Annotated in this window: 19 protein-coding genes and 2 pseudogenes; 16 read left to right on the top strand and 5 right to left on the bottom strand. The window is 58.9% G+C overall.

The window, feature by feature from the left end; all coding sequences use genetic code 11:
• Positions 1-106: 106 nt before the first annotated feature.
• A complete protein-coding gene (locus ACW4DH_RS10410; protein ID WP_459636320.1) occupies positions 107-499 on the bottom strand; it encodes a DUF5623 domain-containing protein in 393 nt (130 codons plus the stop codon).
• Between ACW4DH_RS10410 and ACW4DH_RS10405 the strand changes: the two are divergent.
• A pseudogene (locus tag ACW4DH_RS10405) lies at positions 393-956 on the top strand (tripartite tricarboxylate transporter permease); the annotation flags it as partial. The gene ACW4DH_RS10410 and the pseudogene ACW4DH_RS10405 overlap by 107 nt on opposite strands.
• 98 nt (positions 957-1,054) lie before the next feature.
• Positions 1,055-2,086 (top strand): AbrB family transcriptional regulator, encoded by a 1,032-nt coding sequence (locus tag ACW4DH_RS10400; RefSeq protein WP_459636319.1) that lies wholly within the window; start codon positions 1,055-1,057, stop codon positions 2,084-2,086.
• A gap of 175 nt (positions 2,087-2,261) precedes the next feature.
• Here ACW4DH_RS10400 and ACW4DH_RS10395 read toward each other — a convergent pair whose 3' ends face one another.
• Entirely contained in the window at positions 2,262-2,399 is a 138-nt protein-coding gene (locus ACW4DH_RS10395) for a transposase (RefSeq protein WP_459636340.1), read from the bottom strand.
• A 76-nt stretch (positions 2,400-2,475) separates the two neighbouring features.
• Here ACW4DH_RS10395 and ACW4DH_RS10390 point away from each other — a divergent pair, with 76 nt between their 5' ends.
• The 8 genes from ACW4DH_RS10390 to ACW4DH_RS10355 all read left to right on the top strand — a co-directional run bounded on the left by ACW4DH_RS10390 (position 2,476) and on the right by ACW4DH_RS10355 (position 10,790).
• The gene (locus ACW4DH_RS10390; RefSeq protein WP_459636318.1) at positions 2,476-3,399 is read left to right on the top strand and encodes a LysR substrate-binding domain-containing protein; all 924 of its coding nucleotides are present in this window, start codon (positions 2,476-2,478) and stop codon (positions 3,397-3,399) included.
• 83 nt (positions 3,400-3,482) lie between these two features.
• On the top strand, positions 3,483-4,358 hold the full coding sequence (locus tag ACW4DH_RS10385) for an SDR family NAD(P)-dependent oxidoreductase (RefSeq protein ID WP_459636317.1): 876 nt from the start codon (positions 3,483-3,485) through the stop codon (positions 4,356-4,358).
• A gap of 334 nt (positions 4,359-4,692) precedes the next feature.
• The gene (locus ACW4DH_RS10380; RefSeq protein ID WP_459636316.1) at positions 4,693-5,514 is read left to right on the top strand and encodes a type IV toxin-antitoxin system AbiEi family antitoxin domain-containing protein; all 822 of its coding nucleotides are present in this window, start codon (positions 4,693-4,695) and stop codon (positions 5,512-5,514) included.
• A complete protein-coding gene (locus ACW4DH_RS10375) occupies positions 5,504-6,427 on the top strand; it encodes a nucleotidyl transferase AbiEii/AbiGii toxin family protein (protein WP_459636315.1) in 924 nt (307 codons plus the stop codon). The genes ACW4DH_RS10380 and ACW4DH_RS10375 overlap by 11 nt, the downstream gene beginning before the upstream one ends.
• 753 nt (positions 6,428-7,180) lie before the next feature.
• Positions 7,181-7,555, top strand: a complete 375-nt coding sequence (locus ACW4DH_RS10370; protein WP_459636314.1) for a helix-turn-helix domain-containing protein — start codon at positions 7,181-7,183, stop codon at positions 7,553-7,555.
• Positions 7,556-7,630: 75 nt separating this feature from the next.
• Complete coding sequence (locus ACW4DH_RS10365) at positions 7,631-8,161, top strand: HipA domain-containing protein (protein WP_459636313.1); 531 nt, start codon at positions 7,631-7,633, stop codon at positions 8,159-8,161.
• 78 nt (positions 8,162-8,239) lie between these two features.
• Positions 8,240-9,373: an alkene reductase gene (locus ACW4DH_RS10360; protein WP_459636312.1), complete on the top strand. Its 1,134-nt coding sequence runs from the start codon at positions 8,240-8,242 to the stop codon at positions 9,371-9,373.
• Between the two features lie 577 nt (positions 9,374-9,950).
• A complete protein-coding gene (locus ACW4DH_RS10355) occupies positions 9,951-10,790 on the top strand; it encodes an arylamine N-acetyltransferase family protein (RefSeq protein ID WP_459636311.1) in 840 nt (279 codons plus the stop codon).
• Between the two features lie 166 nt (positions 10,791-10,956).
• Here the strand turns inward: ACW4DH_RS10355 and ACW4DH_RS10350 are convergent, their stop codons facing one another.
• Positions 10,957-11,127: a hypothetical protein gene (locus ACW4DH_RS10350; protein ID WP_459636310.1), complete on the bottom strand. Its 171-nt coding sequence runs from the start codon at positions 11,125-11,127 to the stop codon at positions 10,957-10,959.
• Positions 11,128-11,238: 111 nt separating this feature from the next.
• Here ACW4DH_RS10350 and ACW4DH_RS10345 point away from each other — a divergent pair, with 111 nt between their 5' ends.
• The 5 genes and pseudogenes from ACW4DH_RS10345 (at position 11,239) to ACW4DH_RS10325 (ending at position 16,569) form a co-directional block, all read left to right on the top strand.
• The gene (locus ACW4DH_RS10345; RefSeq protein ID WP_459636309.1) at positions 11,239-11,844 is read left to right on the top strand and encodes a TetR/AcrR family transcriptional regulator; all 606 of its coding nucleotides are present in this window, start codon (positions 11,239-11,241) and stop codon (positions 11,842-11,844) included.
• Positions 11,837-13,063, top strand: a complete 1,227-nt coding sequence (locus ACW4DH_RS10340) for a multidrug effflux MFS transporter (RefSeq protein WP_459636308.1) — start codon at positions 11,837-11,839, stop codon at positions 13,061-13,063. The genes ACW4DH_RS10345 and ACW4DH_RS10340 overlap by 8 nt, the downstream gene beginning before the upstream one ends.
• Before the next feature lie 157 nt (positions 13,064-13,220).
• On the top strand, positions 13,221-14,657 hold the full coding sequence (locus tag ACW4DH_RS10335) for an NAD(P)/FAD-dependent oxidoreductase (protein ID WP_459636307.1): 1,437 nt from the start codon (positions 13,221-13,223) through the stop codon (positions 14,655-14,657).
• Between the two features lie 8 nt (positions 14,658-14,665).
• A pseudogene (locus ACW4DH_RS10330) lies at positions 14,666-14,850 on the top strand (IS256 family transposase); the annotation flags it as partial.
• A 696-nt stretch (positions 14,851-15,546) separates the two neighbouring features.
• Positions 15,547-16,569: a zinc-binding alcohol dehydrogenase family protein gene (locus ACW4DH_RS10325; RefSeq protein ID WP_459636306.1), complete on the top strand. Its 1,023-nt coding sequence runs from the start codon at positions 15,547-15,549 to the stop codon at positions 16,567-16,569.
• Between the two features lie 191 nt (positions 16,570-16,760).
• Here ACW4DH_RS10325 and ACW4DH_RS10320 read toward each other — a convergent pair whose 3' ends face one another.
• Positions 16,761-17,657 (bottom strand): LysR family transcriptional regulator, encoded by an 897-nt coding sequence (locus ACW4DH_RS10320; protein ID WP_459636339.1) that lies wholly within the window; start codon positions 17,655-17,657, stop codon positions 16,761-16,763.
• Between the two features lie 378 nt (positions 17,658-18,035).
• Between ACW4DH_RS10320 and ACW4DH_RS10315 the strand changes: the two genes are divergently transcribed.
• A complete protein-coding gene (locus ACW4DH_RS10315) occupies positions 18,036-19,022 on the top strand; it encodes an MBL fold metallo-hydrolase (protein WP_459636305.1) in 987 nt (328 codons plus the stop codon).
• An 837-nt stretch (positions 19,023-19,859) separates the two neighbouring features.
• On the opposite strand, the gene ACW4DH_RS10310 is transcribed toward ACW4DH_RS10315, so the two are convergent.
• Positions 19,860-21,368, bottom strand: a complete 1,509-nt coding sequence (locus ACW4DH_RS10310; RefSeq protein ID WP_459636304.1) for a DUF2252 domain-containing protein — start codon at positions 21,366-21,368, stop codon at positions 19,860-19,862.
• Between the last annotated feature and the right edge of the window lie 83 nt (positions 21,369-21,451).

Here is a 21,451-nt window from a genome sequence, read left to right as displayed (position 1 = left end):
GGCCGGCGCTTTAGTTGGCCCGGTGCCGTTAGCCTTACGCAGTATCTAGGGGTTGAGAGGGACTCGAAGGCTCCATCAACCCCTTGGTGGAAATCCCCATGTTGCTTTAGGGCCGCCACTTCTCGATAGATGCCTTGGCTCGGCCTAGCTTACTTAGCAGGGCTCGCACTGGCGCGCAGGCGGCATAATGTTCTTCCAGGATCGCCCGGACACGCTCCAGTTCGGTAACCCAGCGCTGGCGGATTTCTGGGGCTGGCTGGCGGGAAATCGGCACATCCGAACGGGGGTTCCCATAATAGAGGTCGGCAAACACCACGTTCGGCCGTTCCCCATGGATGTATTCACGTTGTACCCAGTCATCAAGATCATTTCGGACCAACCCGAGGGGGGAGGTGACGCCACGGCTGCCGGGTAGCGGCACCACGGCCGTATTGCTGGCATTGTTGATCTCGATGAATATCTCCCCCGGGCCGCTGATGTTCACCCAGAATGCCGACATCGTCTGGGGCGTGATAGCGGCGCTTCTGATCGGCAACTTCCTGCTGCTGCTCAACATTCCGCTGGTGGGTATCTTCGTCAAGCTGCTGTCGGTGCCGCCGATGTACCTGCTGCCGATCGTGACCATGGTGGCCTTCGTGGGCATCTACTCGATCAGCAACTCGGCGTTCGACCTGTACTTCATGGTCGCCTTCGGGGTATTGGGCTATTGCCTGCGCAAGCTGGAGATTCCGCTGGTGCCGATCATTCTCGGGCTGCTGCTGGGGCCGGAAATGGAGAAGAACCTGCGCCATACGCTGGATATCGCCGATGGCGACTGGACCGCGCTGTGGGATAGCGGTTTGGCGCTGGGTCTGTGGATCGTGGCGATCGTCGGTCTGGTGCTGCCGGTCATTGTCGGGCCGATCCTGCGTCGGCGCATGCAGGCAGCGGCCGGGCACGGCAATCAGACGGACTGAATCAGCTTTCAGCGTTATTGGCACAGCCTCAACAACTTGTGTCGGGGGCATTTTCGTGTCGTGCTTATAGGCTTGTCGCGAAAGGGTAAACATTGCTCATGAGAGGAAGGACAACGGCATCACTGGTTAAAGCGCTGGGAATCGGCGCCATTGGGGGTGTGGTCTTTCAGATGTTGGGGTTGCCTCTGCCCTGGATGCTGGGTCCTTTGTCAGCCAACCTCGTGGCCTCGGCGCGAGGCATTGATGTCGCCGTCCCCGAGCGCTTGCGTGAGGCCTTTCTTGGTGTGCTGGGACTGGTTCTGGGAAGCCAGGTGACACCGCAACTGGCGCATCGCGTGCTCGACTGGCCGATATCGGCCATGTTGTTGTTGCTCGGGGTGGCTGCTTCCACGTCCGTGGCGGCGGCCTGGTACCGGCGTTGTGGATTCGATGCCGTCAGTGCCTGGTTTGCCTCGGCACCTGGGGCCATGACCGCCATGATCATACTGGGTGAAAAGGTAGGAGGGGATCCACAACGTATCGCTATTGCCCAGTCATTGCGGGTGATTCTGGTGATCCTGCTATTGCCGGCGTTGTTCTGGACCTTCGAGGACGGTACGGCCTCGGCGGATGCCGCGCGGGGCGGCCAGGCCGAACATCTCTGGTTATTGCTGACCTTGCCCGTCGTGATTCCCCTAGGGCGTTGGCTAAACCTGCCGACACCATCGCTGCTGGCCCCGTTGCTGCTGGTGGCCGTATTGGGGGTTTTCGGCATCGCCAGCCTGCAACTGCCGGTCTGGGGGATGGATCTCATGCTCTGGGTGCTGGGCAGTGCTATCGGGGCGCGTTTCCAGGGCCTGACCGGCAAACGCCTGGGACACTATGCCTTTCAAGCCGGAGTTGCGACTGCCCTGGCCCTGGCCGTGCTCGCGGTATTTGCCGAGCTCATCCATCTGAGTGTTGGCGTGCCCCGTGACGTTGCGCTGTTGGCGCTTGCGCCGGGAGGCATCGGTGAGATGGCAATTGTCGCCGTGGCACTGGGGCTGGATCCAATGTTCGTGGCGTTTCACCATTTGCTGCGCATGGTTGCATTGATGATCGTCGCCCCGCTTTGGGCGCGATGGTTAAACCGGAAAAAAGTGCCTGAGTGATGAGCTTTAAATGCCCGCACTAGAGGCTTGGATTGGCCAGCGGGGGGATGCCTTGATCATCGTTAGTCGAACGATACGATCTCGACCCAATTGGCGTTTTTACCCGTCGGGGCCTTGTCGGCTAGCGCGATCTTGCCGTCTTCAATCGTTTCCCGTGCCATGCCCGGGGCAAGCTTTAGCGCTTCATCCATTGATGCAGGCGGTAGCCGGACACGCCCAGCCGGGCTGCGACCTTGGTGATGGGATGGCCCCGCTCCATCACCTGCTTGATAACTTCAATCTTGAGTTCTTCGGTGTATCGTTGATGGCTTATGGAACCTCCGGATGCCTTCAGTATAAGGCCTGGAAGTGTCTACGAAACTAGGGACGACTTACACCGGATGACCTTTATGATTGAAACTCGACTACTTTACCAATTCATTGCCGTGGCGGAGGAGTTGCACTTCAATCGCGCCGCACAACGGCTGCACATGGCGCAGCCACCGTTGAGTCAGGCTATTCGCAAGCTGGAGCAAGAAATCGGCGCTTCCTTATTTGAGCGTACCAATCGCAGTGTATCGCTCACCCCTGCCGGAGTAGCTTTTCTGGAATCGGCCAGAAAGACGCTGCAACAGCTTGACGAAGGAGTCGAACATACTCGGCGAGTTGCGCAGGGTATCGAAGGGCGCCTCACCCTGACCTTCATCAACATCGCACCCTATGGTGCACTATTGCGCGCATTGAGGGGCTTCCGCTCCGCGTTCCCAGCCGTTTCTTTTACGATGCGGGAGGCCACGACACAGGAACAGGTTGAAGCGCTGGAACAGGGTCATGCTGATCTCGGATTCATGAGACCCCCGGGGAGAGCGACGCCAAGCCTGCGTTTCGTGCCCATCCTGCGAGAACCGATCCTGGTCAGTTTGCCTGCTACGCACCGGCTTGCACACCACAAGGCCATTTCGCTGGCTGCCCTTCAGAATGACGCTTTCGTGTCGTCTCCCCGACATCTAGGCCAAGGCTTCTATGACCAGCTAGTCCAACTTTGCGAAGCAGCAGGTTTCAAGCCGCGCATTGTCCAGCAGGCACGGCAACTGCAAACGCTGGTAGCACTGGTTGCCGGCGGCTTTGGTCTCGCACTGTTACCTGCCTCGTTGGCGCAGGAGGAGCGCAAAGATGTGGTGTTCCGACCGATCCAGGTCAATGCGCCGGATGCATTGCGGCATGTGGAACTGCTAATGACATGGAACGAGCACATGCATTCTGCGATTCGAGACAGGCTGATTGATGAAGTGCTAGGTGCAATGACACTGACACCTTCAATTAAGACATTATAAATATTATTAACGCATAAATAATATATTTTAAAGATAGTACTGGCTATTCCATCATCGTGGCATGTCCATTTGAGGAGATCACGATGGAGTATCAGCACATAAACATGCTTTTCAAAGACAAGGTTGCCATCGTCACCGGTGGCGGCCAAGGGCTTGGACGAGCCTACGCTAAAGCACTGCTCGACTGTGGTGCGCGAGTGGTTATCAGTGATCTGGGGACAGACCGAGCTGGTGAGGGTGCCGATGAAAGCTTGGTAATCGAGTCGATGCGTACCCTGCAAATCGACGGAGGGCGGCTGGTCACACACAGCGGACGCCTGGATCACGAGGCGGGTTGTAAACAGCTTGTGGAGCTGGCAATCGGGGAATTCGGTTCGCTGGACATACTGATTCACAATGCCGGCTGGGTCGGCTATCAGCCCATCGAAGAACAGCGAGAGGACTTCCTTGAACGTGCCCTTGGCATCAACGTGCATGCGCCGATTTGGTTGAGCAAGCATGCCTGGAAACATCTCAAACGTTCCTCGTCGGCAAGAGTAGTACTGACGACGTCTGACCGCGCCATGTATCAACGGTACGCGCAACCGGGCCTGGCAGCCTACGCTGCCGGAAAGATGGCCCAAGTAGGTATTATGAATGCCTTGAGCATGGAGGGCCATGAACACGGCATCCTCGTCAATGCCATTTCCCCTGTTGCCAAGACTCGTATGTGGGGGGTAACGCAGCCACCCGATAACCTCAGGCCCGAGCAGGTAGTCCCGGGAGTGCTATATCTGACCAGTTCATTGTGTCAGGACACAGGGATCATTCTGCGCGCCAGCAATGGCCAATTTACTGCCACACGCTTTTGCGAAAACCCCGGGGGCGCTTATCCCACAGACTTGGCGCGGATCGAGTGTTCCAGTGTGGAAGAAATCGCCCGGAATTGGCACCTCATCAAGGAGTTTGGCCATGTGTGATTACCAGCGGTTGCACAAGATCGCTCACGCTTGAGCCGACCTTGGCGAGAGCCCTGGCACCACTGCGCGCTTCGTCATGGGGCCCTCGGAACTGACCGATTATCCGGATGCTGGAAACCTGTATGCAATTCGTCCCGGAACCCGGTATTCAACGTCACCTTTTCAAGGAGTGACGTCGGCTTTGTCGCTATCGTAATAGCCCGGTTGGCGCTCGATATTGCGCTGTCCAGGGATCCATCGATGAATCTGTAGGCGCCGATGATGTCAAAAATTGGATTTTCCAAAGGTAACCGTAACCGTGTTTTTTCTTTGAAAAAATGCCATTATAGACGTCATGGGCGCTAGAAAAACGCAGAATCTGAAGAAAGTTCTGGAAGCAGTACCCTCAGGGTATCTGGTCGATGCGCCATGGCTTATCTCGCATGGCGTCGCCTACGGGACCTTCCGCGACTATGTCAAGCGCGGCTGGCTGGAGCGCGTCAATCGCGGCGTCTTCCGCCGTCCCGCGCCGAACGCAGCCAAGTCGACCCCAATTGACTGGAAGATCTGTCTGCTCTCCATGCAGCATATCATGCGTTATGACGTCCATGTCGGTGGTACAACCGCACTTGCCCAACAGGGCTATGACCACTACCTGCGCCTGGGCAGCAATGCGCCTGTCTGGGTTTTTGGCGACAACATACCGAACTGGCTCAACAAACTGCCGCTGAACGCAACGATCCAGACTCGCAGTACGTCGCTCTTCACCGGCGCGTCACTCGGCCTTTCCAAGGACGACCCCAATGCAGAGAACACCCTGCCGTGGGACTGGAAGCTCAAGATGTCGGCACCCGAACGGGCGATCATGGAAGCCATGGACGAACTGCCTGACCATGAGAGCTTCCACAACCTCGATATGATGTTCGAGAGCCTGACGACGCTACGCCCGAAGACGCTCTCTGGACTGCTGCATAGTTGCAGGAAGATCAAGGTCAAGCGTTTGTTCTTTGTCTTTGCGGATCGCCACGATCACCCCTGGCGCAAGCGCCTCGATCCTGAAGAATTCGATCTTGGAAGCGGCGACCGCGCTCTGGTCAAGGGCGGCAAGATACATCCTCGCTACCGCATCATGGTGCCGAAAGAGTTTATCAGGGCGGAAGCTGACGATGGCGCGTGAAACTTATGAAGCACAGGTCACGCTCCTTGTGCGCATGCTCCCTTATGTTGCCAAGGAGAAGATATTTGCGCTCAAGGGCGGCACGGCGATCAACTTGTTCTACCGCGATCTACCGCGCCTGTCGATCGACATCGACCTGACCTACCTGCCGATCAAAGCCCGAGGCGAAAGCCTGGCTGAGATCAACGATGCGATGGATCGCATTGCGGTCGCGATTGAAGGTGGCATCTCGGGCGCCAGAACACAACGCATTCAGGGCGGAGGAGGCGGCGCCACTCGCATGCTTGTCCGCTTGGGTGGCGCCGAGATTAAGGTCGAGACCTCGCCGGTCACGCGCGGCGTTGTCCACGACCCTGACATTCTCTCTGTTTCCGAAGTTGTCGAGGATGAGTTTGGCTACGCGGAAATGCAGGTCGTCTCTTTCGAGGACCTATTCGGGGGCAAGTTGCACGCAGCCTTGGATCGTCAGCATCCGCGCGATCTCTACGATGTGAAGCTGCTCTACGAGAACGAAGAACTGACGGATGATCTATTCCGCACCTTCCTGATTTATATCGCGAGTTCGTCGCGCCCCGCACATGAACTTCTAAACCCAAACCTGATCGACCTCGACCAGCCGTATGCCAAAGAGTTCGAAGGCATGACCAAGACCCCGGCCCGCCTCGAAGAACTCCAGAACATTCGCGAACGATTGATCACGGATATCCAGTCCCGCTTCGATGAGAATACCAAGCGGTTCCTACTGAGCCTGCATGACGGCGTGCCCGATTTCTTTGTCATCGGTCGCCCCCAGGCGGCGGACCTGCCCGCTGTGCGATGGAAACTCATCAACCTGGAGAAACTGAAGCACGAGAACGCCGCTAAGCATGCTAAGCAACGAGACGAGTTGGAAGCGCTGCTAAGGTTTGTCTGAAAAGTCGACGAGCGAAGACAAGACCGGGTGAGGAGCTAAGATAAAAATTGGCGGCAAATCGTTAGGGTTGACGATTTGGACAGCTCCGCTGCTCGAAGAGAGAGCGACAGGATGTCGCGAGTCAAAGAGCAGACTGAGTTCGCACACGAGTTTACGCGATGTAAATGAGTATCTTGATGGGGACGCCGAGTCCGGACTCGTGCACGAGCCGATTTTTAACACTGGGACAAGCGCAGGCATTTTTCAGACAGGTCGTAAAATAGCGCACCATTCCTGACCCGGATCGTCCACCCAGTTCGCCACGACCAACCCCGGTACACGCTCGAACTCCCGCATATTGTTCGTCACCACTGTCAGTCCACGGCTCAAGCTGGTCGGGAGGCAGCGGCAAATAGGCTCTACAGCAGTCGTGTTTATATGAGCGAAGAACAACAAGCACGTCCTGCTCTATGGAGATGCTGACAAGGCTGGCGGCGTTCGCCTGACCCAAGGATGGACCCACCACCAACGCTTCGAAGCCAGTCTGACCGGCGTAGGCGGGCTTACTTACCCCATGGCCGATGCCTGAATACGTTCATATCTGCTAATTTTTATGGGTTAACAGTTCTAATATGGGCGCTAAGGCTGTGCTCCGAAGTGGATAATGCATGGCTAGGATGCATTAAATATGAGCGCTTATGCGTAGTTAAAGTTCATATTTGAGGGTTTGAGATGGCTTCGTCAGGTTCCAGGCGCTCCGGCACGCAGGTTGCGATGCCGCCGCCCGTGGCGCGTGCCTTGCGCAACCTTGGCCGTGATCTGTCGATGGCCCGTCGCATGCGTCGATTGACGCAGGAGGACCTGGCGCAGCGGATGGGCACATCGCTGAGTACGGTCAGGCGCATGGAGGACGGCTACCCCGGTACCGCCTTGCACACGTTCCTGCGTGCCCTGCATGTGCCCGGTCGCCTCGAAGATATCGTCAAGGTCATGGCGTTGGAACAAGACACCCTGGGACTGGAATTGCTCCAGGAGCAGGTGCCTCAACGGGTGCGGTCAGCCGGTGGGAAAAAAGCGAAGGCGAGGTCATCCGGGGCACCGGTGAAAGGCCGCGAGACTGCCAGTGACGATGAGTTCGAGGGCTTCTGATGGCGGCCAAGCAAGCGCAACGTCAGAATATCGACGTCCATCTCGGCGCGTGTGGAACTCATCTAGGGCACGGCCGTGGCGGTGATCCGGCGTTTTGGTCGTACCGGTGGTGGAGGGCGCATCCCGTATGTGTCGGCCGCCACCATGCTGCAGACGAGCGGACGCGACGAAGTCCATGCCTACACGGAACTCGTGGATGTGTTGTTGCAGTCGGGCTCCGATCCCATCGCCGACATCCACGAGCTGTGGCGGCGTTTGGTCTTCAACTTTCTCATTTGCAACACGGACGACCATCTTCGCAATATGGGGCTGCTTTACGACGCGCGGCGTCGCGGCTGGCGTCTCGCGCCGGCGTTCGACCTCAATCCCATGCCGGGCTGCGCTGGGCCTCCTCTGTGGTCGGCGCCGTCCGCGCCAAGGCCGGGGCGTTGCGCTCCAAACTACCACAGCACAGGACTTATCGATTTGCCAGGAGATTGCTTCGGCGCACGGTTCATTGGGCTTGACGCTTTGGCTGACCAAGGTAGAAGACCACGAGACAGCCATAGCTTTCCTGCATCGCGACAGTTGGCGAGATTCATTGTTGGCTGGCTAATCGTCTCCTAGACTTTAGTCCACATCAGCGAGCCACGATGGCTCGCTTGCGTTTTCGATCTGACATCATCGCTAAAAGGAGTTCGCGACTTGGCTTCGTTATTCGAACCGTTTGATCTCGCCGGTACCCGCCTCAACAACCGCATCGTCATGGCACCCATGACCCGCTCCCGTGCACCGGAGGATATTCCCACGGAACTGGGGGCACTCTACTACCGCCAGCGGGCCAGTGCGGGGCTCATCATCTCCGAAGGCACGCCAGTCTCGCGCCAGGGGCAGGGGTATCTCTACAACCCGGGTATCTTCGGCCCCGACCAGCTCGCCGGCTGGGCCAAGGCGACCCGCGCGGTGCATGAGCGCGGTGGTGTCTTCTTCGCCCAGATCTGGCACGTGGGGCGCGTCTCGCATACCTCCGTGCAGGTTGCCGGCGCCTCGCCGGTCGGCCCCAGCGACAAGCCTGGCGGTATGGCCTTTGGCTACAACGAGGACGGCAAGCCGGATATGCTGAATGCAAGCCAGCCTCGCCGACTCGAAACCCAGGAAGTACGAGATATCGTGCGCGACTTCGCGCAGGCGGCGGTCAACGCTCGCGATGTCGGCTTCGATGGCGTCGAGATCCACGGCGCCAATGGCTATCTGTTCGAGCAGTTTCTGAATCCCGGTGTCAATGACCGCGATGACGAATATGGCGGCTCGCGCGAAAATCGCTGCCGACTGCTGCTGGAAGTGGTCGACGAGGTCAGCAGGATGATCGGCGCTCGTCGCGTCGGTGTGCGTCTCTCGCCGCATGGCACCCTGTTCAACATGCCGGAGTACGACGACAACGGCGAGACCTACCTCCATCTGGCTCGTGAGTTCAACAAGCGCGGCCTTGCCTACGTGCACCTGCACGATCAGGGGGGCCAGGGCATGGCGCCGCTGTCGCGCGATTATCTGCGCCAGTTCCGCGACGTCTATGACGGCACGTTGCTACTCGCCGGTAACCTGGATCAGGCCGAGGCGCAAAAGCTGATCGATGACGGTACCATCGATCTGCCGGTATTCGGCCGTCCGTTCACTTCCAATCCGGATCTGGTCGAGCGTATGAAAAACGGCTGGCCGTTAGCGGATTTCGACCCGGATACCTTCTATGGCGGCGATGCCCGCGGCTACGTGGACTTCCCCACCTACGCGGAAGAACAGGCACGGCGCGAGCGTGAGAAGATGCTCGAGGAAAAATCCTGATCATGAACTCTACAGTGGGATAACAGCGGCCCGAAACGACGCTGCTGGCAATAACGCTGCATAGCGATGACGCCTGGAAACTGCAACGCCCCGGTCCAGAAATCGGGGCTTTTTCGCACCTGGCCCTCTCCCCGAATCCTGGACAGGCATAACGAGAGACTCCGGCACACACTGAGAGCCCTCACGGGAGGCGGTGCCGTGAAGAAATCCCGTTTCACCGAGGAGGAGCAGAACGCTTTCGCCCTCAAGCAGGGCGCGCTCGGTGTTCTACTACCTACCGTTCGGTAATTAGAATGAAGTGAAGGGCTAAATCTTCTCATTAAATGCCCGACCGGCAACTGCGGGTTGCGAACGGCTTCCACCACCATGTGTGACGCATGGCTTGAGCTTGTGGGGGTGCCCCGATACGCCACGGGTGTAGCCGTACTGCGAGCTGGCCGATGCCGAGCTCGAACGACGCGGCCGCGATGTTCCCTCAGGGGGAGAGGTTTGAACTGGAAGTGATCGATCCCGCCGTCGAGCCCGTTTCGGTTTTCGCCGTGCAGTGCCATTGGATTGATAGAGCAGAGGACAGGTTATGCATAAACGACATGCATCGGTCGATCTCGGTGCCTATTGCGCGCGTATCGGCTACACAGGGGATCTTAGCCCTACTCTGGAGACGCTACGTAGTCTGCAGGCTCATCACGTGGCGGCCATTCCCTTCGAAAACCTCGATGTCCTGCTGGGCAGGGAAATCGAACTTACGCCGCAGGCCATCGATACCAAACTGATCGTAGATCGGCGCGGCGGTTACTGCTTCGAGCAGAACAGCCTTTTCAAGCGGATGCTGGAAGCGATCGGCTTCGAGGTGGTGGGGCTGCTGGCTCGCGTGCAGTGGATGTCCGCGCCCGAGTCGCCTCCTTCGCCACGCACCCATATGGCGCTGCGGGTCATCGTCGGCGGGCGGCCTTGGCTGGCCGATGTCGGCTTCGGCGGAAATGTGCCCGCCGCACCGCTGGCGATGGATACCGACCTTTCCCAGCCGACACCGCATGGCATCTATCGGCTGGTGCCGATTGAGGAGGAATTGCAGCTACAGATTCGCCTGGAGCGAGCGTGGGCACCGCTTTACCAGCTCTCGCTGCAACCGCAACTGGCGGTGGATTATGAATTACCCAACTGGTACACCTCGACGCATCCCTCGTCCCACTTCCGCCATCAGTTGAGTGTCGCGCTAACCACGCCCGAAGCACGCTATGCGCTGAAGAATGCCCGCTTGATGGTACGACTGACCAGCGGCGAAGAGACTCAGCGTTGGCTCGGACTGGACGAGCTGGAAGCGACACTGGGCCAGACCTTCGGTCTGCCGGTTCCAGCCGACTGGTCTCCTGTGCTCGAGCGTGCCGTGGCTGTCAAGCAGAATGCCGACCCGTAAGCTTGCGCGTTGCAGGTAATCCCGCTTCCTCATCACGCGACTGCGCCATATGTGGATTGCCTATCCCCTGGATGGCCGCGATGCACCAATCCCTCGACGACTCCCTGCGCCACCCGGGTTCTGCTTGGCCCAGGCGGTGAACAGGGGCCGTTGCTGTCGCCAATGCTCACACCGTATCCACGTAAATCAGCCCGGCAAGACTCTGGTCAGGCCTGACGTGGAAGGCGCGCTGAGGCAAATCGAGCAGCGTTTCGTGGATTTCGAAGGCCAGACGCTGGCCAAGTAGATGGGCAGACTGACTGCCGAAAGGAAGTGGCTCGTACGGGCCATTTTTCATACCATGAAAAGCTACCTACCGGTCGGTAGCTTTTTGAATTAGAATGCGCAGCCTGATATTCGATACGCCCGAGGCGGGTGTCATCAAGGCCTAACCATTTTGGAGCACAGGATGTCATCCACCACGACACCCGCACTGCGACGGGTGCTGAACGCCGCGGTCGTCCAGTTTGCCCGGCACGGCTATGAGGGTGCTTCGCTGGCCGGCATCGCTGCCGACGCCGGGATTCGCAAGGCGTCGCTCTATTCGCATGTCAAAAACAAGGATGCGCTGTTTCTGGCGGTCTTCGACGACGCCTTGCAGGCCGAGGCGCGCTTTGCCCGGGCGTGCTTTGAGGCCCCCGAACAGGCACTGCCGGGACAGCACTACTGCGAGTCCTTGCTGGCCCGCTACGCCGACTCCGACCACTTCCGCTTCCTGCTGCGCACTGCCTATATCCCGCCCGAGTCGCTCTTTCATGAGACTCAGGAAGGCTACGAAGTCTACATACAGCAGCTGTTGGCGGATTTTACGGCGGCGCTGCGTCGCCACGTCGGGGGCGCGCTTTCCGATCAGGACGCCGAGGTCATGGGTCATGCCTATCTGGGGATGGTCGACAGCCTGCACGTGGCGCTGATCTATGTCGGCCAGGCGCGTTTTGAGGCGCGCCTCAATGCCCTGAAGCGCCTCATGAATGACAGTATCGAACGTCTTTTAGATGGAGCGCGCCATGACTGAACAGGCCGCTCGCGAGGGCACCCACCAAAGTACCGTGGGCATGGCGCTGGTGATCTTGCTAGCCCTGCTGACCGCCCTCGATGCCATGGCCATCGATATGTATCTGCCCGGCATGCCGATGATTGCGCAGACATATGACGTCTCGGCCGGCAGGGTGCAGCAGACGCTTTCCGTCTTTCTGGCCGGACTGGCGCTGGGGCAGTGCCTGTATGGTCCGCTGCTGGATCGTTTTGGCCGACGCATGCCGCTCATGGTGGGGCTTGTGATCTTTGTGGCAGGCTCGGTGGTCGCGGCGCTGGCGCCAACGCTCGAGTGGCTGCTGGCCGCACGCTTTTTACAGGCCATCGGGGCGGCGGCCGGGCTGGTGGCCCCGCGTGCCATCGTGGTCGATCTCTGCGATGTGAGCAGTTCTGCCCGAATCTTTTCGCTGCTGATGCAGGTCATGATGATTGCCCCGGTGGTAGCCCCCATGATGGGCGGCTTTCTGCTCGAGCACGGCGGCTGGCGCGGCATCTTCTGGGCGCTGGCGATGTTCGGAGGCATTGGCTTGGTATGGAGTCTGAAGGCCATTCCCGAGTCACTCGACCCCGAGCGTCGCGTGGCGCTGAGTGTGGGCAGCGTGGTGCAGGGCTATCTTGCCCAGTCACGCCGCCGGGTCTTCATGGCCTATGCGGCGGCCAGCGGGTTTGTACTGGGGTCGCTGTTTACCTACATCAGTGCCGCCGCCTTCGTGTTTACCGAGCATTTTGGCATGACGCCGACCCATTTCAGCTATCTGTTTGCCGCCAACTCGGTCGGGCTGATTGTCGGCGGGACGCTGGCCAATCGGCTGTCCGCGCGCGGCATGACGCCTGCACGGGTGACCTATGTCGGCCTGGGTGTGCACGCCCTGGCCGGTGCGCTTTTATATCTGGCCGTCACGACGGGTATGGCCAACCTGCAGGTCTATGCGGCGCTGCTGGCGGTAGCGATCGGTGCGCTCGGGCTAGTGTTTGGCAATCTGACGGCGCTGACCATGAACGCCGGCGGCGCGCAGTCCGGTGTGGCCTCGGCGCTGATGGGCACGCTGCAGTATCTGCTGGCGGCCGGCGTGGGTTACGTGGTCAGCCTGGCCACCCAGAGCCCCGGACTGATGCCTTTGACCATCGCCATCTGCGGGGTCACGGCCATTGTGATGTGCGCACTGGCGGCGCGACTGATGCACTGCGAAGAAGGCTAGTCGAGGCGTGAACGGGTAGCTGCCCTGCTCGAAACGCGGCAGGCCATTAGGGCCGAACGCCATTTGCTGTCTGCTCAATTTAGCGGCTTTCTTCTGCTCTGCGACGGAAGCCTTCCCTTCGCATCTCAGAACTTGATCCAACAACAGAGACATGCCCATGCTCACAAGACGTAAATTTATCCTCGGTACCGGCGCCGGCCTTCTGACCTTTGGTGCTGGCGCCGGAATCGGTGCCCTGAGTACCGCGAAAGGTGGCTGGATACACGGTTCAGACATCCCTCGTGCAGAACCGGTCGCAACGTCTTCCGGCCTTCCCGAGCGTGCTGATGTCGTGATCGTCGGCGGCGGGATTGCAGGCCTCCTCACCGCACATTTCCTGAACGCACGTGGGTTCGATGTTGTCGTCCTCGAAAAAGGTGTGGTGGCCGGCGAGCAATCCTCCCGCGCCTTCGGCTGGGTCGCTGCGGGCGGCGCGCATCCCGACAAGCTGGAGCTCTCGCTTCGCTCAAGAGAAATCTGGAAAGCGTTGTCCGACCAAAGCCCGGTCGATCTCGGCTACCGCCGCAACGGCAGCCTGTCCGTGCTTGGCGACGAGCAGGCTGTCGAGGCAAAGCAGGCATGGCTCGACGAAGCCCGTGAGCGCCTGCCTGAGATCGATTCCCGTCTGATTTCCGGTAGCGAACTGGCGGATCGGCTGCCCGGTGCCGCACAGACCTATGCCGGGGCGCTGTTCACCCCCAATGACGGTATGATCGAGCCGACCTTCACCGTTCCGCGCATAGCGCGCCAGCTCGAAAGCAAAGGCGTGCGAATCATTCAGCGTTGTGCCGTCCGGACTGTCGAAACAGAAGCTGGTGCGGTCTCCCATGTCGTGACTGAAAAAGGTGCCATCCGCACTTCGAATGTCGTGGTCGCAGGTGGTGCCTGGAGCAGGATGTTTCTTGGAAATCTCGGCGTATCCTTCCCGCAGTTGGGCATCGCATCGCCGCTCATGCGTATCAGCGCCGCAGAAGGCCCCGATGGCGTCGGCAGCCTGCCGACCTCCGTCTGGCGTCGCCGCGTGAATGGCGAATACATTGTCGGCTCGTTCATGAACGTGTCATCGATCACTCGTGCAAGTTTTGAAGAGTTCCTTAGTTTCAGGCACGCGCTGAGCCATTCGAAAGGTATCCTGAGCATCCGCTTCGGACGGGACTTCTTTGAATCGTTGCGGATGCCAAAGCACTGGTCCGGACATGATGTCACTCCCTTCGAGCGCAACCGCTTCCTCTATGCAACGCCTCTTGAGAGCGAGCTTCAGACTCGCTTCGACGCGCTGCGCATGGCGTTTCCGTCCTTCGAAAACTCGACAGTTCAGGAACAGTGGGCCGGTGTAATCGACGCCACCCCGGATTCGACACCGGTGATTTCCGCCATCGACGAAATGCCGGGCCTGTCGCTGATCAGCGGCTTCTCGGGTAACGGCCTTCTCGGCGCGCCGGCCTCGGGCGAACTGATGGCCCAGATCATCGCCGGTGAGACCCCGACCGTTGATCCGGAAATCTATCGTTACAACCGGTTCTTTGACGGTACGGAACTCACCTTCCGCCACTGAACACACCTCTCGGCGTTGCCACCGGGCCCTCCGAGGCGGAGACGTTCTGGGTGGAGATCGTCCGATCTCTCGCCGACCGCGGCCTGCAGGCCGCCGCGCGACACGTGTTCGATGCCACACACCAGCGTAGGCAGTGACCATGATGCTGAAGACGATCTTAGCTCAGGAAAACAAGGCCAATGCCGAAGCTCAATAGGAGGTCGTGGTGCATTTGTGAAGAATCCGAGCCATAGATCGTCTTCCGATAAGGGGTCGTAGCATAGACCATACTCTTCGGGACCAAACACCTAGTCAGGTGTCCGAATGTAGTAGACCACTATAGTTGCGAGCTTGGTACGCCAGTTCGGCTTCGACGTAGTCGACGCCGGCTCGCTGGCGGAAAGTTGGCGCTTCGAACGCGCCAAGCCGGCTTAATTGCATACCTCTCATCGAGAGGGGTTGCGACTGGCGGAGGCGCAACGCGACACCAATATGCCGGAAGGGTCATGGCGTCGATGAAAAGCGCTAGCAAAAGTGACATTACTCCGCTAATGCTGGCCAGTCGCCAATTGTCAGCATCAATTCGCCTGTAACTGTCGGTTCGGGAGGTTACCTGCTAGCACTCACCGATGCACCCAATCCAGATCTCGAACGCTCCTCGGGCATGGTCTTCGCGAAACATCTCGTGATCGCGGCGTATGCGGTCGGCGGCTTCGGTGGAGGTAATGACGGCGCCGTCCGGGGCGACGGTCACGCCGAACGGCCGACCGCGCGGTCTGTCGTCTGGGCGCCCTGCAGGCACACCCGCATCGCTATCTGTCTCGGGCATGGTTGATTCCTACCTAACTGACCCATACTTGGCTAATGGAACAGTTTGACGCCTATGCAATTTCTCCACACGGAGCATGACATGAGAGCTATCGCCACTACCGGCCATCCTGAAGCAGAGCCCGAACAGGCCTTTCAGATCATCGAGCGCGAGACGCCACAGCCTGGTGAGTGGGACCTGCTCGTGCGTATCGAGGCAGTTTCGGTCAACCCCGTTGATACCAAGATTCGCCGGGGCGCATTCCTGCCCAGCGATCAGCAGCATGTGCTTGGCTGGGATGCTGTCGGTCATGTAGAAAGCGTGGGCAGCAGCGTGACATGGCTTGCTCCAGGCGAACGTGTCTACTATTCAGGCGAAGTCGATCAGCCTGGCTGCGATGCCGAATACCAGCTTGTCGATGCGCGCCTAGCAGCCAAGTCACCACGCAACCTGGTGCCCGAAGAAGCGGCAGCAATCCCATTGACTGGCCTGACCGCTTGGGAAGCACTCTTCGATAAGCTGAAGCTAGCCCAAGGCACCGACACGCACAGCGACGAGACACTCCTGATCATTAACGGGGCTGGTGGGGTTGGCTCGATTGCTATTCAGTTGGCGCGCCAACTGACCGGTATCAAGGTGGTTGCGACGGCCTCTCGCGAGCAGTCCATCGAATGGTGCCGCTCCATGGGGGCCCATGATGTGGTCAGTCATCATGGCCTGGTCGAAAACATGCAGCGTGCGGGCTACTCCGAGGTCGACTATATCTTCAACTGCCATGATATTGGTGACCACTGGGACAACATGAATACTCTGATTCGTCCTTGGGGGCACATCGTGGCGATTGCAGAGACTGACAAGGCCGTTGACATTAACCTGCTGCAGGGCAAGGCAGTGACATTCAGTTGGGAGTTCATGTTTGCCCGGCCTTTGCATGGCCACGATATAGCGCACCAGGGTAAAGCCTTGGCAACACTGGCCGAACATCTCGATGCAGGCAGCCTTCGCTCGACCCGGAGTGAGGTTATCGGACCACTGACCCCTGAAAATCTCGGCCGTGCACACCGGCAACTCGAGGAGGGCCACACTGTTGGCAAGCTCGTGCTTACGGCCATGCCTCCCGCCTGAATGTTGCGCTAAATGCAGAATGCCCGGCCACCGGCCGGGCATTTTGTCGGGGACCATTGAGGTATTTCAATTCAGGTCCATGCGATGCGCTAGCCTTGGACAAGTACGAGCCGCTCTATAATGGCGGAATCAAAGCATTTGCGAGGACGTTCGAGGCCGATTTTCGGCTGCGGAGTCTGGGCCTTGAATTACTACTTCTCTAGCCAACGAGCGTAGAGCGCTGGGAATCGCTCGCGCACCCACTCGACGAAGGCATGCACCTGCGGTGCCAAGTGAGATCTACTCGGGTATAGCACCGACACTGGCCGGGGACGCGGGCGGTAGGGCCGGAGCACTTCGATCAGGGAGCCATCAGCAAGGTGGCGGTCGAGGGTAATGCCAGGTGCCTGCAGAATACCGAAGCCGGCAACACCGCATTCTACATAGGCGTTGGACTCATTGACGGAGATGCCGCGGCGACTGGCATATGTTTGGTCGCTAGCGCCGTTAATAAAATACCAGGGCAGCGGTTGGTTGTTCTGGCCGGAGAGAAACCTGACCCCGTGGTGTGCATTCAGATCGTCCAGCGTTTTAGGCTCACCATAGTCTCGAAGGTAGCTGGGAGCTGCGCAGGTGACCATGGTAGCCTGGCCAATGCGACGGGCCACTAGACTCGAGTTGGGCAACTCACCGATGCGTATTGCACAGTCTACCCCCTCTGCCACCAGATCCACGGTTCTATCCGTGACTCCGAGTGCTAGTTCGATCTCCGGATAGAGGGCGGTAAAATCTCGGAGGCTCTCGATGAATGCTGGTTGCGCAAATGCAGTAGGGATGTCGATACGTAACCTCCCACGCATGGTGGCGTCGGGGCGTCCGAACATTGACGTGGCCTCAGCGACATCTCCGAGGATCTCCTGAACTCGTTCATAGAATTGTTCCCCTTCAGACGTAAGCCGCACCTTTCGGGTGGTACGCTGAAAAAGCCGCACGCCTAACGAGGCCTCTAATTCTTGGATCGTTCTAGTGACCTGGGGTCGTCCTAACTGCATAGCCTCCGCCGTTCGGGTGAAGCTTCCCAGTTCCGCCAGTCGGGCGAATATCTGCATCGTCTTGAGTAGCTCCATGGCTTTTCTCACCCATCCGATTTTGTTGCCCACACAGCGAGTTAAAAATGCAGACTGTTGCGTAATACGGCAACAGTTCTTTCCTTAGCTAGGTATTTATTGAGCCCCACCGATGCCGAACAATAGCGCCAAGTGGCTCCCCACCCACCTGGGTATGCAATGAAAGCGTGGCTTTTGAAAGGTTTCGGTCTCGGTAATGTGGTGATTGACGATACATCTGTCCCTGTACCCAAGGCCTACGAGCATTTTTCCGCGGCGCGTTCGGCAAGGTGGTTATCAAGGTTTCCTGAGCACAGGACGCTAAGAACCTTAAGTTGAAAAAATACCGCTCTTAACAGAGCTGCTACTGGAGCTGGATTTATGAATGCAGTTAAAAACCTCTCGCGGCTCGCGAGTACCTTGGGAGTGGTCGGACTTCTGGCTGCGCCTCTAGTGACGTTTGCGGCCCCAACCGATCAGTATCAACAGGCGGCCGGTTTTTATCGGCAAATGGTGGGAGAAACGATTGTTACCGCTGTTTATGATGGCTACGCCGACCTCGATCCGAATCATCTCTCCGGCATGGCCCAAGATGAGATTCAAGAGCACATCTTCAACGAGTATCAAAAGGCGTCTCCGCTCGTGCAGACGGCCGTAAACGCTTTTCTGGTCGACGATGGCGAGCAATTGGTTTTGATCGACTCTGGCTCCTCGGACTGCTTCGGTCCGACCATGGGCGGAATGGTCGACAATATCCGTGCCGCAGGCTTCGAACCGGAGGAGGTCGACACCGTATTGTTGACCCACATGCACCCGGACCATGCCTGCGGTGTGACACTGCCGGATGGCGAGCCGGCCTTTCCAAACGCGACTGTTTGGGCAGCCCGTCGTGATGTGGAGTTTTGGCTCAACGAAAATATGGAAAGCACTCTTCCAGAAGATCAGCGTCCCTTCTTCCAAATGGCGCGTAATGCAATTGCACCCTACGTCAGCGCAGGTAAGTTCAAGACTTTCGACGATGGGGACTCCATTGTTTCGGGTATCCAACTGGTACCGACAAATGGCCATACACCTGGACACACTTCTTACCTGCTGAGTTCCGGTGCCGAGAAGCTCCTGCTGTGGGGTGACGTTGTGCATATGCACTCCGTGCAGTTGAAGCATCCGGAAGTCACGATTGCAGTGGATGTTGATCCGAAAGCTGCAATGGCATCGCGCACCAAGCTACTAGCTGAAGCAGCTAATGAACGCTGGCTGGTTGCAGCGGCGCATTTGCCTTTTCCTGGCCTAGGTCACCTGCGGAAAGAAGAGACGGGATACAGCTGGGTGCCTGTTGAGTACCGAAACCCTATTAACTCTGAATATTAAATAACATCTGCATCATCCTACTCGGCCATGGTAATCAATGTTGGCAAACCCCTCCTGACCGAAGCGAGGGGTGAAGTGCGAGCCGATTGAGGAATTCGACTTCGCTGTTCTCCGGCCTCAGACATATATCAAGCGACATGAACTCTAGAAGCGTCCCTGGCCGAACGTCCTGTTCGGCCTCGGTCAAGCCCAGAAATGAGGTCCTGATGAGTAGGAGAGTAATGCGATGAAGGTTGCCGTCACTGCGGTTGGTCCTGACAGCATTGAGCAACCCTTCTCGCCCGGTTTCTGCTTGGTTCGACAGGGTGGCAGCTCAGCTACGCCACCCCTTTATTCGCTCTCCTAAATACTCGGCTCACTGATTACCCTCGCGCGTCACTCGCCAGACGGTGTTGGACATGTCGTCGGCGATAATGACGGCGCCGTCCGGGGCGACGGTCACGCCGACCGGCCGGTCGCGCGTTCTGTCGTCTGGGCGCCCCGCAGGCACATCCACATCGCTATCTGTCTCGGTTGTTCTGACCGGAGAGAAACCTGACACCCGTGGTGTGCATTCAGATCGTCTAGCGTTTTAGGCTCACCATAGTCTCGAAGGTAGCGGGGAGCTGCGAAGGTGCTAGCTTGTGCACTTGATCGCTTCTACTTGCGCGAGCAATCGAAATATGAGGTATGTGCAAATACTACTAACCGAAGTAAAACCCGGGCCAAGGCGGCCGGCTTGCCTCGCTCCAGGTCGACGATGAAGCGTATGGGCGGGCCCTGACGAATGGAGATGCGCCGATAAGCTCGGTACCGGGCCGAAAGGCAGGTTGTTAATGTTGACCGCCACTCGTCTACTCACCGATGCACCCAATCCAGATGCTCGAATGCTCCTCGGGCATGGTCTTCGCGGAACAGCGCGTGATCGCGGCGCATGCGGTCGGCGGCTTCCGTGGCGAATTCCACCATGTCCTCGGTGAACAGATCCGGTGGCCCGATGGCGTTGATGATTGCCGGTTCGATGTCGTAATCGATCTTGCCGGATTCGTCGGAGAGGGCGTGCACGCCTGCGAGGACACGCCCGCAGATGCCGGCGTAAACCTTCCATTCGCTCTTGGAAAGCTCGTCCAGATCGATATCGTCGCGGAACGGTGCGCGTTCGCGAGACAGGTAGCTGTGGCCTTCGAACTCGACATGGCCGTAGAACACGTCGCCGTGTATCAGGTGCACGGCCTGGGCATGGCTGACGCGTTCGGCGAGCGTATCCATTTCATAGGCGGAGGGCGGCACCAGGCCGGAGAGGGCCGAGCGCCGGGCCTGCTTGTACTCGATGATCAGGTCGTCCGTGCCGTCGCGCTCGGGGCCTTCGATGAGCACATAATAGCGGTTTAGCCCCAGCGAGGCGGTACCCTGACCGAGGCGTATCGCCACGTCCTTGACCCGCATGCCATTCTCACCTCGCCCCCGGGCGCGGTCCGGCACCTCGATGCCGTTCTCCCTGATCAGCCGATCGGTGATCGTCTGGAACTCGTCGCGGCGCGACGAGACCGGCACCAGTTTCTGGGTCGGGCGAAAGCCGCTTCTCGTCTCGTCGAGGTAGTCGTCGGCGAGCCACTCGGCACGGTCTTCATCGGCATCCTCGAACAGCTTGCGGATGAGCTTCGGGGCGTTGTCGTGACGCATCTCCTCGTCCTGCTCGGTGCCTTCGTGGGCCAGCCGCTGCATTTCCTCGATGTAGCCCTGCACGAAGCGGCGCACGATCTTGATCCGATGCTTGCGCTTGAGCTCGCCTTCGGCCTGGGAGGCGATCATGAAGCCGACCGCGCCACGCTTGATATCCCAGGTGAAGGGCGCGTAGTAGGCTTCGTCGAAATCGTTGACCGAGAAGATCGGTACGTTGTCGGCGTTGGGCATGACGCCGAAATTGCCGGGATGGACGTCACCGAGGGCGAGTACGGTGGGCATCCAGGCATCGTCGCCGGCCATGTCGCGATAGAACAGCAGCGCCGTGCCGCGAAAGAACGAAAACAGCGAGTCGGCGAGCTGGTCGAACTTGTCGTCGGCCTCTTCGGAGCCGTCCGCGATGCGCGTCTGGTGGTCCTCGCGTAGCGTCTGGCGCACGTGTCGGCGACGCTCGAAGCCGGTCAAGGCGCGCGGGCGCAGTACGAACTCCCCGGCCGCCACCGCCTCGGCCAGGCGCCGAAACGTCTCGTAGCGTGTCGCCACCACCGGGGCGGCCTCCTCGAATGAATGCCGCTCGAGTGCCGCCGCCAGTTCGGCCTTGCTCATCGACGAACGTCCCGCGATTTCCTGCTTTTGGGCTTGCTCGTACAGCGTCTTGCGTGTCGGTTCCGCTTCGTTGGCCATAGGCATCCCTTCCTTATCTCGTCTGCGCTTGATATTGATGGGGCGTTGATACGGGTACGCCGACAACGCCGAGGCTGCAACCC

It is taken from the genome of Halomonas sp. WWR20, from assembly GCF_054602495.1.
This window is presented reverse-complemented; position numbering and strand designations above follow the sequence as displayed.

What these genes read in the sequence shown, in the direction of transcription:
- ACW4DH_RS10410 (WP_459636320.1), bottom strand. Translation starts at nt 499, where the DNA reads ATGTCGGCATTCTGGGTGAACATCAGCGGCCCGGGGGAGATATTCATC.
- ACW4DH_RS10400 (WP_459636319.1), top strand. Translation starts at nt 1,055, where the DNA reads ATGAGAGGAAGGACAACGGCATCACTGGTTAAAGCGCTGGGAATCGGC.
- ACW4DH_RS10390 (WP_459636318.1), top strand. Translation starts at nt 2,476, where the DNA reads ATGATTGAAACTCGACTACTTTACCAATTCATTGCCGTGGCGGAGGAG.
- ACW4DH_RS10385 (WP_459636317.1), top strand. Translation starts at nt 3,483, where the DNA reads ATGGAGTATCAGCACATAAACATGCTTTTCAAAGACAAGGTTGCCATC.
- ACW4DH_RS10380 (WP_459636316.1), top strand. Translation starts at nt 4,693, where the DNA reads ATGGGCGCTAGAAAAACGCAGAATCTGAAGAAAGTTCTGGAAGCAGTA.
- ACW4DH_RS10375 (WP_459636315.1), top strand. Translation starts at nt 5,504, where the DNA reads ATGGCGCGTGAAACTTATGAAGCACAGGTCACGCTCCTTGTGCGCATG.
- ACW4DH_RS10370 (WP_459636314.1), top strand. Translation starts at nt 7,181, where the DNA reads ATGCCGCCGCCCGTGGCGCGTGCCTTGCGCAACCTTGGCCGTGATCTG.
- ACW4DH_RS10355 (WP_459636311.1), top strand. Translation starts at nt 9,951, where the DNA reads ATGCATAAACGACATGCATCGGTCGATCTCGGTGCCTATTGCGCGCGT.
- ACW4DH_RS10350 (WP_459636310.1), bottom strand. Translation starts at nt 11,127, where the DNA reads ATGAAAAATGGCCCGTACGAGCCACTTCCTTTCGGCAGTCAGTCTGCC.
- ACW4DH_RS10345 (WP_459636309.1), top strand. Translation starts at nt 11,239, where the DNA reads ATGTCATCCACCACGACACCCGCACTGCGACGGGTGCTGAACGCCGCG.
- ACW4DH_RS10340 (WP_459636308.1), top strand. Translation starts at nt 11,837, where the DNA reads ATGACTGAACAGGCCGCTCGCGAGGGCACCCACCAAAGTACCGTGGGC.
- ACW4DH_RS10335 (WP_459636307.1), top strand. Translation starts at nt 13,221, where the DNA reads ATGCTCACAAGACGTAAATTTATCCTCGGTACCGGCGCCGGCCTTCTG.
- ACW4DH_RS10325 (WP_459636306.1), top strand. Translation starts at nt 15,547, where the DNA reads ATGAGAGCTATCGCCACTACCGGCCATCCTGAAGCAGAGCCCGAACAG.
- ACW4DH_RS10320 (WP_459636339.1), bottom strand. Translation starts at nt 17,657, where the DNA reads ATGCAGATATTCGCCCGACTGGCGGAACTGGGAAGCTTCACCCGAACG.
- ACW4DH_RS10315 (WP_459636305.1), top strand. Translation starts at nt 18,036, where the DNA reads ATGAATGCAGTTAAAAACCTCTCGCGGCTCGCGAGTACCTTGGGAGTG.
- ACW4DH_RS10310 (WP_459636304.1), bottom strand. Translation starts at nt 21,368, where the DNA reads ATGGCCAACGAAGCGGAACCGACACGCAAGACGCTGTACGAGCAAGCC.